The sequence below is a fragment of the Planococcus sp. CAU13 genome, from assembly GCF_000775575.1.
In the GTDB taxonomy this organism is placed as follows: domain Bacteria; phylum Bacillota; class Bacilli; order Bacillales_A; family Planococcaceae; genus Planococcus.
This window is the reverse complement of record NZ_JRGN01000309.1, coordinates 21464-33114: the sequence shown is the minus strand read 5'-3', so window position 1 is coordinate 33114 and position 11651 is coordinate 21464. Positions and strand designations below refer to the sequence as shown.

The 11651-nt window shown below is 48.7% G+C and carries 13 protein-coding genes; 1 reads left to right on the top strand and 12 read right to left on the bottom strand.

Annotation, left to right across the window (positions count from 1 at the left end; all coding sequences use genetic code 11):
• The coding region (locus tag KW93_RS17870; RefSeq protein ID WP_235318427.1) for a hypothetical protein at nt 1–195 on the top strand (195 nt) is incomplete at its 5' end.
• Here KW93_RS17870 and KW93_RS14305 read toward each other — a convergent pair.
• The 12 genes from KW93_RS14305 to fapR form a co-directional block, all read right to left on the bottom strand.
• Complete coding sequence (locus KW93_RS14305; RefSeq protein ID WP_033543715.1) at nt 192–425, bottom strand: KH domain-containing protein; 234 nt, start codon at nt 423–425, stop codon at nt 192–194. The two genes, KW93_RS17870 and KW93_RS14305, sit on opposite strands and share 4 nt — an antisense overlap.
• Nucleotides 426–438: 13 nt before the next feature.
• Nucleotides 439–711, bottom strand: a complete 273-nt coding sequence (rpsP, locus tag KW93_RS14300) for a 30S ribosomal protein S16 (RefSeq protein ID WP_033543714.1) — start codon at nt 709–711, stop codon at nt 439–441.
• Between the two features lie 93 nt (nt 712–804).
• The gene (gene ffh / locus KW93_RS14295) at nt 805–2163 is read right to left on the bottom strand and encodes a signal recognition particle protein (RefSeq protein ID WP_033543713.1); all 1359 of its coding nucleotides are present in this window, start codon (nt 2161–2163) and stop codon (nt 805–807) included.
• A 12-nt stretch (nt 2164–2175) separates the two neighbouring features.
• Nucleotides 2176–2499 carry a putative DNA-binding protein gene (locus KW93_RS14290; protein WP_033543719.1) on the bottom strand — a complete coding sequence of 108 codons (324 nt, stop codon included), beginning with the start codon at nt 2497–2499 and terminating at the stop codon, nt 2176–2178.
• Nucleotides 2500–2566: 67 nt separating this feature from the next.
• The gene (gene ftsY, locus KW93_RS14285; RefSeq protein ID WP_033543712.1) at nt 2567–3583 is read right to left on the bottom strand and encodes a signal recognition particle-docking protein FtsY; all 1017 of its coding nucleotides are present in this window, start codon (nt 3581–3583) and stop codon (nt 2567–2569) included.
• A gap of 15 nt (nt 3584–3598) precedes the next feature.
• Nucleotides 3599–7147 (bottom strand): chromosome segregation protein SMC, encoded by a 3549-nt coding sequence (gene smc, locus KW93_RS14280; RefSeq protein ID WP_033543711.1) that lies wholly within the window; start codon nt 7145–7147, stop codon nt 3599–3601.
• 3 nt (nt 7148–7150) lie between these two features.
• Nucleotides 7151–7906: a ribonuclease III gene (gene rnc, locus KW93_RS14275; RefSeq protein WP_033543710.1), complete on the bottom strand. Its 756-nt coding sequence runs from the start codon at nt 7904–7906 to the stop codon at nt 7151–7153.
• A gap of 135 nt (nt 7907–8041) precedes the next feature.
• Nucleotides 8042–8278, bottom strand: coding sequence for an acyl carrier protein (locus KW93_RS14270; protein ID WP_033543709.1), 237 nt, complete (start codon nt 8276–8278; stop codon nt 8042–8044).
• A gap of 40 nt (nt 8279–8318) precedes the next feature.
• Nucleotides 8319–9065: a 3-oxoacyl-[acyl-carrier-protein] reductase gene (gene fabG / locus KW93_RS14265; RefSeq protein ID WP_033543708.1), complete on the bottom strand. Its 747-nt coding sequence runs from the start codon at nt 9063–9065 to the stop codon at nt 8319–8321.
• The gene (gene fabD / locus KW93_RS14260) at nt 9062–9997 is read right to left on the bottom strand and encodes an ACP S-malonyltransferase (RefSeq protein ID WP_033543707.1); all 936 of its coding nucleotides are present in this window, start codon (nt 9995–9997) and stop codon (nt 9062–9064) included. Before fabD ends, fabG begins: the two co-directional genes overlap by 4 nt.
• Nucleotides 9994–10986 carry a phosphate acyltransferase PlsX gene (gene plsX, locus KW93_RS14255; RefSeq protein ID WP_033543706.1) on the bottom strand — a complete coding sequence of 331 codons (993 nt, stop codon included), beginning with the start codon at nt 10984–10986 and terminating at the stop codon, nt 9994–9996. The genes fabD and plsX overlap by 4 nt, the downstream gene beginning before the upstream one ends.
• Nucleotides 10983–11567: a transcription factor FapR gene (gene fapR / locus KW93_RS14250; protein ID WP_033543705.1), complete on the bottom strand. Its 585-nt coding sequence runs from the start codon at nt 11565–11567 to the stop codon at nt 10983–10985. The genes plsX and fapR overlap by 4 nt, the downstream gene beginning before the upstream one ends.
• Between the last annotated feature and the right edge of the window lie 84 nt (nt 11568–11651).

Sequence of the window (11651 nt, the reverse complement as noted above, 5' to 3'; positions counted from 1 at the left end):
TTCTTAGATATGGAGCAAAACAGCGCAGACTCCCAGGCGACCAGGCGAAGTGCTGAGATCCACTCGGGCGAAGCGGAGCGAGAACGAGTTAGCTCAGCGCAAGCAGCCAGGAAAGCAAGCTGTTTTGCGGAATATCGATTATATCTGCTTCTCCAAGAAAAAAGGAAGGAACCGGGGCTCCTTCCTTTTGCTTAATCCACGATATCGAGGTAAGTCTTCTTCTTATGATGATTGCCTGCTGCTGAGTACACAATGGCGCGGATGGCTTTCGCCACACGGCCCTGCTTACCGATCACTTTCCCTGTATCTTTTTGATTCACAGAAAGCTTGTAGACAATACGGCTGTTATTTTCGTCAATTTCGATACGAACTTCTTCCGGATGATCAACCAGCGGTTTCACAATGGTCTCAATCAGCTGCTTCATAAGAAAAACTCCCTTACTTGTTTAATTTGTCGTTATGGAATTTCTCCATAATGCCATTTTGAGAAAACAAGTTACGAACAGTATCAGATGGTTTAGCGCCATCGTGAAGCCATTTCAACGCCAATTCTTCGTCGATTTTAACTTCAGCTGGAACTGTCAGCGGGTTGTAAGTACCTACTGTCTGGATTTGACGGCCGTCACGTGGAGCACGTGAGTCAGCTACTACAATACGGTAAAAAGGAGATTTTTTAGCTCCCATACGTTTTAAGCGAATTTTTACTGCCATTTCTTAAAGCACCTCCGAATAGTTTCACACAAGATATTATATTAGCAAGCTTTAAATAGTTTGTAAAGTATTTTTTCTTAACACCTTAAAATTTTATTTGAAAAGCTGGTCCAGGCCAGGCATCGACATCTTTTTCTTGCCTTTTTTCGTGTTCATGCCGGACATTTGTTTCATCATTTTCTTCATATCCTCAAATTGCTTCAGGAGGCGGTTAACGTCCTGTATCGATGTTCCCGATCCACGCGCAATGCGTTTTTTCCGGTTTGCGTTGATGATTTCAGGAGTTGTTTTCTCCTGAGTCGTCATTGAATAGATGATTGCTTCAACTCTGCCCATCTGGCTTTCGTCCACTTTCGCGTTTTCCAGCCCTTTGATTTTATTGGCGCCCGGGAGCATTTTGAGGATTTCATCCAATGGCCCCATTTGCTTGACCTGAGCCAGCTGCTCCAGGAAATCATCGAACGTGAATGAAGACGTGCGGAATTTCTCTTCCAGCTGCTTCGCTTTTTCTTCATCGACGTTCGTCTGCGCTTTTTCGATCAGGGAAAGCATATCGCCCATTCCGAGAATCCGGGAAGCCATGCGTTCCGGGTGGAATACGTCGAGAGCATCCATTTTTTCGCCCATCCCGACAAATTTGATCGGTTTCTGCGTAACCGTCCGGATGGAAAGCGCAGCCCCGCCTCGCGTATCACCGTCAAGTTTTGTCAGGACAACACCTGAGATGCCGATTGCTTCATCAAAACTTTGCGCGACGTTGACAGCGTCCTGGCCTGTCATGGCATCGACAACAAGGAAAATTTCATCCGGTTCTTTTATGGAACGGATATCTTTCAATTCCTGCATCAGATTTTCATCGATATGCAGACGTCCCGCCGTATCGATGATCACTGTATCCAGATGCTCGGCTTTGGCATGTTCAATCGCCTGGCGCGCAATGTCAACCGGCGAAATGTCCGTGCCTTTTGAGAATACCGGAATCGTCAGCTGCTTGCCGATCGTTTCCAATTGCTGGACCGCTGCCGGACGGTAGACATCGGCTGCCACCAGCAACGGCTTGCGGTTATGCTTTTTGCGCAGCAGTCCCGCCAATTTTCCGGTGGTAGTCGTTTTACCGGCACCCTGCAGACCGACCATCATGATGACAGTCGGCTGTTTTGTTGAAAAATTGATCTTGCTCTGTTCGCCGCCCATCAATTCCGTCAGTTCGTCCTTGACGATTTTGACGACCTGCTGGCCTGGCGTCAGGCTTTCCATGACATCGGAACCGGCAGCGCGTTCACTTACTTTTTTGACGAATTCCTTGACGACTTTCAAGTTAACATCCGCTTCGATCAATGCAAAGCGGACTTCGCGCATCATATCCTTAACGTCTGCTTCCGACACTTTCCCTTTGCCTTTAATCTTGGTCATGGTGCCTTGCAGGCGTTCGGCTAAACCTTCAAATGCCATCTATTCCGCCTCCTAATCCCATTCTTTTAATTCACTGAGAAATTTACGGATATTCTCATCAGTGAAAGGCTTGCTCTCAAATGCCGAAACCAGTTCCTGCCGCCGCTGAAATTTATCGAACAGCTGCAATTTGGATTCGTATTCTTCGAGCATCGCTTCAGTGCGGCGAATATTATCATAGACCGCCTGGCGGGTAATATTGTATTCTTCGGCTATTTCACCTAATGAATGATCATCCAAATAATACAGCATCATATAACTGCGCTGTTTTGGCGTCAGCAATTCCTGATAGAAATCGAACAAATAATTCATTCGCGTCGTTTTTTCCAAACCCATCATTTCTGCTCACCCCGCTCATACTACACACTACGATACTGAAAATGAAATCTGCCGTCAAGTAATTTTACTTGTCTGCTTTTTCTTTTTCCAGCTGTTCTTCTCTGTCCAGCCCTTCTGCAAAGAGGCCATAGACATATTTTTGAGGATCAAAGGGCTGCAGATCATCCATTTTCTCGCCAAGCCCCACAAATTTGACCGGGATCTTCAGTTTGCTGCGGATCGCGAGCACAATTCCGCCTTTGGCTGTGCCGTCCAGTTTGGTCAATACAATTCCCGTAACTTCCGTGACTTCCTTGAAAGTCTGCGCCTGGATCATGGCATTCTGCCCGGTTGTGGCATCGAGTGCCAACAGCACTTCATGCGGAGCACCGGGCACTTCCCGTGAAATGACGCGGTGCACTTTTTCGAGTTCATTCATCAGATTGACTTTGTTCTGCAGACGTCCTGCCGTGTCGCAGATCAGCACATCAACGCCGCGCGATTTTGCTGCCCGGACTGCGTCATACATAACCGCTGCCGGATCTGAACCTGCAGCCTGCTTAATAACGTCGACTCCTACACGCTCACCCCAGACGTCCAATTGCTCGATGGCACCGGCACGGAAAGTATCTCCCGCAGCCAGCAGCACGGTTTTTCCTTCATTTTTCAGGCGATGCGCCAGTTTGCCGATCGTCGTCGTTTTGCCGACGCCGTTGACACCTACCATTAAAATAACCGTCAGGCCATCAGCAAACTTGATTTCATTCAATTCCTCTTCGCCCGACTGATAGATTTCCACCAGTTTCTCCGAAATGACCGACTGGACATTCGAAGTATCCCGGACGTTTTTGCGCTGCACTTCAAAGCGCAGATCATCCATCAATTCAAGGACTGTTTCAAAGCCGACATCCGCCTGCAGCAGGACTTCTTCAAGCTCTTCAAAGAAATCTTCATCCACTTTGCGGTATTTCGCCACCAGATCATTTATTTTCGAAGTAAAGCCTGTACGCGTTTTTGCCAGGCCTTCCTTGTATTTCTCCGTCGACTGCTCCTGCTCGGCATTGCCGGCAAACTTGTCTTTCAGTTTTTTAAAGAAACTCACCTGATCACTCCTCAGTTAAATTTGTTCCTGCAGTTTAACAGAAACCAGCTTGGATATGCCTGATTCCTGCATCGTGATGCCGTAAAGGACATCTGCACCTTCCATCGTCCCTTTGCGGTGTGTGATGACAATGAATTGTGTGTCTTCACTGAATTTTTTCAGGTATTGGCTGTAGCGTACGACATTCGATTCGTCGAGTGCCGCTTCCACTTCATCCAGAATGCAGAACGGCACGGGACGGATGTTCAGAATCGCAAACAATAACGCAATCGCTGTGAGCGCGCGTTCCCCACCTGACAAAAGGCTGAGGTTCTGAAGTTTTTTGCCCGGCGGCTGGGCGATGATTTCCACACCTGTAGCAAGCATATCTTCCGGATTGGTCAGGACCAGATCAGCTGATCCGCCGCCGAACAATTCCTTGAAAACCCGCTGGAAATGTGTGCGGATGGCGTGGAAAGTATCATCGAATCGGGACGTCATTTCGTCGTCCATTTCACGGATGACCGTCCGGAGCGTGTCTTTGGCTTCGTTCAGGTCATTTCGCTGTTCGGTGAGGAAACTGTGCCGTTCCGAAACATGCTCGAATTCTTCGATGGAACCTATGTTGACCGGGCCGAGTTCTTCGATCGACTGCTTCAGCAGTTTGACTCCTTTGCGCACGACGTCTTCTTCATCCGCGAGTTCAAATTGCGCCGCCTGTTCAAGTGTCAGCCCGTAATCGGCCTCCAATTGGCCAAGCAGATTTTGAATCTGGACATCCAGGCGGGTCGTTTTGACTTCGCAGATGCGAATCGCTTCGACAAAACCTTTATGCAGCCGCTGAATCTCTTTCAATTCCTGCTCCAGCGCCGTCAAACGTGTATGATTTTCCGTGCGCCGTTCTTTTAAGCGGCTGATTTTTTCCAGGCCAGTCTGTTTTTTATGGGTCCATTTCTTAATTTCCGCAATGATTTCTTCATCTGAATAAACCTTGGCCGCTTCTTCCGATTGCAGCCACTCGAGCTCTGCGCGGATTTCGCTCAGTTTGCGGTCGCTTTTGTTCTTGCGTTCCAATAATTCAGCTTCACTTTCCGTCAATTGGTTAACACGTTCTTTCATGACTGCCAGACGGGATTTCTGGTCAGCGAACTTAACCAGCACGGCATCCCGCGCATGTTCATTTTGCTGTTTGAACTGGGTCAATTCTTCGATTCTGGCCGAAGTGCCGGTCAATTCCGCAGTAATCTCACCCAGACGCGTTGATGCCGTCTCTTTGCGGCTGGTTACCGCATCCAAATCGGAACCCCTGTTTTTCTGCTCGGCCTGAAAAACCTTGAAGCGGTCTTTTGTCGTATTGAGCACGGCATTGATTTCACGCAGCGTCATTGCCCGTTCAGATTCCAGGTCGCGGTATTTTTCGCCTTCCGAGCGTAAATCGTTCAATTTGCGTTCTGTGGAGTGAACTTCAGACTGCTCTTTTTGAACAGTCTTTTCAGCGACGGCGATCGTCTCTTTTAATTCCCTTGCCTGGACCAGCAGCTGCTCGAGCTCCGCTTTTCTCGTGAAAAACGATGCCTGTGTTTTATTGGCCCCGCCGGTCATCGAACCGCCGGCATTGACGATATCCCCTTCCAGTGTCACAACTCTGAAGCGATTGCCTGTCAGCCGTGCAATCGCCGTAGCGCCTTTCAGGTCATGCGCTACGATGACATTGCCGAGAAGATTTTCAATGATCATGCTGTAGGACCGATCGTAGTCCACCAGCTCAAATGCCATTTTAATGAACGACGGATGCTGGCGGACAGCGTTCAGCGTATGCTCCGGAATCGTTCTCGGTTTCATGACGGTCATCGGCAGGAACGTGGAACGCCCCGCTCTTTTTTCGCGCAGGAAATTGATCGCCTGGCGCGCATTTTCTTCATTTTCCACAATGATATGCTGGCTGGATGCACCGAGCGCCGTTTCAATCGCTTTTGCGAAATCCTGGTTTACTTGCGCAACTTCAGCAACAGCTCCGACTATGCCGTTCAACTGGCCGCGTTCACGCGCCTGCAGAACTTCCTTTACTCCCTGAAAAAAGCCGGAGAAATCGGCTTCCAGTTCCTGTAACGTCTCAATTCTGGAATCCAGTTGCTTTTGTGACTGATAGGCTTGATAAAGCATGCTCTGTTTTTTATCGAAAGAAGCTTTTTTATGAAGAAAGTCATTTTCGGTTTCACGGTACAGACGGCGTTTTTCTTCCAGCAGCGCTTTGATTGCCTCGTATTTCCGGTCCGCTTCCTGCCGCTCTTTCTCAAGTTTCTCCAGTTCACTGCTGAAGTCTTCCTGCTGGAGCGCGATCCGGCTTGTCGATTCGGACAATTGCTGCTGCTGCAGATCGATGTTTTTCAATTCATTTCTGACCGTCGCCTGCTCGTTCATCAATTCAATATAGAGCGATTTGAAGGATTCAATCTCGTTCTCGATATCAGCGGGAGTTCTGCTCAATTGATCTTCCAACTGTTTGATTGCATCCCTGATTTGCTGCTGTTCGGATTTTCTTTCTTTCAGCAATTTCAATTGCTCGCTGTGTTTTTCAGCAAGTGATTGGTTTTCAGCCATTTCAGCTTCGAGGCTTTGCTGCAGCCCTTTCGCCTGCCGGTCCGCATTGTGCTTTTTCTCAGACATCAGCAATTTGCGGCCTTCCCATTTTTCCGTTTCAGAACTGGCTTCTATGAGGCTGCTTTGTTCAGCGTCGATTTGAGTGTCGAGATCCGCCAGGAGTTGGCGAAGCTTGGACACAGTTTCTTCTTTTTCAGCCATCTCCGCAGCAAGTTCCATTTCCCTCCTGCTTTGATTTTCAGCGTCCCGTCCCAACTCCTCAAGTTCACGCTGCAGACGGACAGCATCAAATGCCAGCAATGCGATGTCCGCATCTTTCAGCTCTTCGCTCATCGACAGATAATCCCTTGCCGCAGATGCCTGGATCTGCAAAGGCTCCATGCGGCCATCAAGCTCGTGGAGGATATCCAGGACCCGGTTCAGGTTCTCATCGGTTTCATTTAACTTCACTTCCGCTTTTTTCTTGCGCTGTTTGTATTTCAGCACACCAGCCGCTTCTTCAAAAATTGAGCGGCGTTCTTCGGCTTTGCTGTTGAGGATTTCATCAACCCGTCCCTGGGAAATGATTGAAAAAGCTTCTTTCCCTAACCCGGAGTCCATAAAAAGATCGGTTATATCCTTTAACCGGCAATTTTGCTTGTTTAACAGATAGGCGCTTTCCCCACTTCGAAAAACCCTTCTCGTTACACTGACTTCACTGTAATCAAGAGGGACGCGTCCATCAGTATTATCGAGCACCAAAGTGACTTCGGCAAAATTCAGCGGTTTACGCGAATCACTGCCGGCAAAGATGACATCTTCCATTTTGCCGCCGCGAAGCGATTTGGCGGACTGTTCTCCGAGAACCCAGCGAATCGCATCGGTCACGTTGCTTTTCCCGCTGCCATTCGGGCCAACAACTGCTGTAACCCCGGGAACAAAATCAATGCCGATGCGATCAGCAAACGATTTGAACCCCATTACTTCCAATCTCTTCAAAAACATTCTCTAGTCCTCCATTGCCTGCTGCAATTTACGGATTGCCAGCTGGGCCGCCTGCTGTTCCGCTTCTTTTTTGGACCGTCCGTTTCCTATGCCCAGTTCCTCGTCAGCCAAAGTCACACGCGTCACAAATATACGGCTGTGCGCAGGTCCTTTTTCATCAATAATTTCATAGCTCAATGCTCCGGAATTTTTTTGCTGTACGATTTCCTGCAGCTGGCTTTTATAATCCATCACATGCGAAAAAGCACCGATTTCCACTTTCGGGAAAAGAATCACTTCCAAAAACGAAACGACCGGTTCCAGCCCCTGATCCAGATACAATGCCCCGATAAAGGATTCGAATACATCGGCAAGAAGTGCCGGACGTGTTCTTCCGCCTGTCAGCTCTTCCCCTTTGCCCAGCAAAATGTAATTGCCGAAATCCAGCTCGTTGGCAAACAGTACGAGCGAAGGTTCGCAGACAATCGATGCCCGCAGCTTCGTCAATTCGCCTTCACTCATGTCGGGGTATTTCATATACAGATAATGGGAAACCGATAATTCCAATACGGCGTCACCGAGAAATTCGAGGCGCTCGTTGTCGGTGAATTTTTTTCGTCGATGCTCATTCACATAAGATGAATGGGTGAATGCCTGATACAGCAGTGCCGGATTCCGGAAGGTGACCTTCAATTCTTTTTGAAGCTGGCTGAATGCATTTTTGACACTGTCACTCAACACTCCAGGCTTTTGTTGATTTATATTTTTTTTAATTGCCATTTTTATCTGCCTTCCTCTATTGTTCTTCCGTCAATTTTACCTGTTTTTCAGCGGTAACGCAAAAAATGAATTGACGCATAACCGCTCCGGCTTCGGGCGATCATGCGTCAAGGTCTTTTATCATTCAAAATAAAATTATGCTTGCTTCTTCTCAATGTAAGAAACTGCGTCTCCTACTGTGGACATGCCTTCTGCATCTTCATCAGAAATCTCCATGTCGAACTCATCTTCAAGTTCCATGACCAGTTCCACTACGTCAAGTGAATCAGCTCCAAGATCTCCTGTAAAGGAAGCTTCAAGTTTCACTTCGTTCTCTTCTACACCCAGACGATCCACGATTACTTTCGTTACTCTCTCCAGTACTGTTGCCAATGTCGTCACCTCCCCTCAATGCAGTATACCGAAAAATAAATTACATGACCATTCCGCCATCAAGATGGAGCGTCTGACCGGTCATATAGGAAGCCTCATCCGATGCCAGGAACAAGGCAGCTTTCGCCACTTCTTCCGGCTTGCCGAAGCGGCCGAGCGGAATCTGCGCCAGCATCGTTTTTTGAATGTCATCATTCAAACCATCCGTCATGTCAGTGGTAATAAAACCTGGGGCCACTGCGTTTGCTGTAATGCCTCTTGAAGCCAGTTCCCTGGCCGTCGTCTTCGTCAGGCCGATAACGCCCGCTTTTGAAGCGACGTAATTGGCCTGGCCGGCATTGCCCATCACACCGACAATAGATGCAATGTTGACGATGCGTCCTGAGCGCTGTTTCATCATTTGGCGCGTGACCGCTTTTGTGCAGACGAACACACCTTTTAAATTGGTGTTGATGACATCATCCCATTCATCGTCTTTCATGCGCATCATCAGGTTGTCTCGCGTGATGCCCGCATTATTGACCAGGATATCGACAGAGCCGAATGCCTCCATCGCCGCATCCACCATCGCTTTGACGTCGTCTGCATCCGCCACATTCGCTTTGACAGCGATGGCTTCACCACCGTGTTCCTTAATCGTTTCTACGACCGCTTCCGCTTTTGCCTGACTGCCGCTGTAATTGACGACAATTTTCGCGCCGGCCTGTGCGAAACGACGGGCAATTTCTGCGCCGATGCCCCTTGAAGCACCGGTGATGATGGCAGTCTTTCCTGTAAGATCGCTCATTTTTTCAGCTCCTCAATTGCGTTTTCCAGAGATTCCAAATCATTTACCGGCAATACCGTCACTGAACGGTCTATTTTTTTCACCAATCCGCTCAAAACTTTACCCGGACCGATTTCAATAAATACAGTGACACCCAATTCGATCATATTGCGCACCGATTGCTCCCATAACACAGGAGAATATAATTGGCGCACGAGCAGATCCTGGATCTGCGCTGCATGTGTTTCAGGTTCTGCCGTTACGTTTGCGACAACCGGTACGTGGGCATCCATCAAAAAGGCTTTGCTTAAGACTTCCGCCAGATCCTGGGATGCCGGACGCATCAATTCCGAATGGAACGGTCCGCTCACATCAAGCGGAATCGCCCGTTTAGCACCATTTTCCTTTGCCAGTCTGCAGGCTTCTTCAACTCCGGCTTTTGTGCCGGAAATGACGATCTGACCTGGACTGTTCAAGTTGGCCAGCTGCACAATGCCTGTTGTATCCGTTACATGATTGGTCACTTCTTCCAGTTCTTTGCTATCCATGCCTAGAATCGCCGCCATTGTCCCTTGACCGGCAGGCACTGCCTCATTCATGAAAAGGCCGCGTTTGTGCACGATTTCCACAGCTTTTTCAAATTTCAGGACGCCTGAAGCTTCCAGCGCGCTGTATTCGCCGAGGCTATGACCGGCCGTATAGGAAGGCACAACCCCAACACGTGCAAGGCGCTCTGTGATCATCGAACTGACTGTCAGCAAAGCCGGCTGTGCATTATAGGTAAGGGTCAGCTCTTCTGCCGGCCCTTCCAGCATCAAAGTCGACAGTTTCATCCCCAGCACTTTGTCGGCTGTCTCGAAAAAACCGCGGCTTCTTTCATCGATTAAAAAAGAAGCGCCCATTCCGACTGTCTGGGACCCTTGCCCCGGGTAGATAAATGCGATTTTCGTCATTCTGACTGCTCCTTTTTCAACGTATTGTAAATGGTGCCCGTCACGTCATACTCAATCATCGTACGGGTCTGGCGGATAGCATTAAAGAAAGCCGTGCTGTTGGAGGAGCCGTGTGCTTTAATGACTGGTGCTTTCAGGCCGAATAATCCTGCGCCGCCGTATTCACTGTAATCGAGCATCCCTTTCAAGCCGCGCATATCTTCCTTGACAAGAGCCGCAGCGATTTTTGTTTTCATTGATGACATGAATACATCTTTGATCATCGCAAATACGTTCATCGCGGTGCCTTCAATCGTCTTCAATACCATATTGCCGGTAAAGCCGTCGGTCACGACGACATCAGCGGCTCCATTCAATAAATCACGGGATTCCACATTGCCGATAAAATTGACTGGCGCTTCCTTCAGTAGGGGAAAAGCGGCTTTCGTCAGGTCATTTCCTTTTTTCTCTTCGGTGCCGATATTTAAGAGTCCCACAGTTGGATTCTGAATGCCGCGCACTTTTTCGGCGTAAATGCTGCCCATAATCGCGTATTGCACAAGATGCTCTGGACGCGCTTCAGCGTTTGCCCCCATATCCAGCATGACAAAACCTTTACCATCGATCGTCGGCAGAGTCGGCGCGAGCGCCGGCCGGTCGACACCGTCAATTCGCCCGACGATGAAGAGTCCGGCTGACATCAGGCCGCCGGTGTTGCCGGCAGATACACAGGCATCCGCAGTGCCATCTTTAACTGCCTGCGCCATGCGCACCATCGAAGCGTCTTTTTTCCTTCTGACCGAACGCACGGGATCATCTTCTGCCCCGATGATTTCTTCACAATGGAAGACCGTTAGCCGTTCGTGTTCTTTTATGTATTGCTGCATTTTTTCCTGATGGCCGAAAAGCTGGATTTCCAAGTCCTGAAATTCGTCCAGCGCCCTGAACACACCTTCGATGATTTCTTTTGGTGCGTTGTCCCCGCCCATTGCATCCACTGCTATTTTCATTTTGCTTCACCTTCGCTTTGTTCCGTCATTCGGTACATTTCAAATGTGCCGATAAATACAGTCACCTGGTCAACCGTTGAAACAACTTTCACATGCGCCCTGTTTTTTTCCGGCTGCCGGTCGATCACCGTTGCTTTCGCCACAATGCGCTGGCCCGCTTTGACAGGACGCAGGAATTGCAGCTCCGATTTTACAGTCAACGCCAATTCTTCATTCATGATTGCGACCGCCAGCGAATTCGCCTGAGCAAAGAGATGATGCCCCCTCGCAATCTGATTGCGCTGGAAAACGTGCTCCGGTTTCACATCGAAAATTGAAATCGCTTTTTCGTCCAATTCGATATCGATGATTTCCCCGATCACTTCATCAATCGGCAGGGATTTCACTTCATCTTCAAACGTTTTTACGGCCACATGCTTGATCCGTTCGCGCAGTTCCGGAATCGATAACTCCATCCGATCCAGGCGGATTGTCTGCACACTGACATCAAATTCGGCCGACAGCTCTTCGTCCGTCACAAATGGATTGTCACTGATCGAGTCTTTCAGCGCTTTTTGCCGCTCTCTTTTTGTCCGTTTCACTTTGTCACCGCCCGCTATTAGCACTTGGTACTAACATCAGTATATGGAAATAAAAAAAAGAATGCAAGGACGAATCTTACGTCC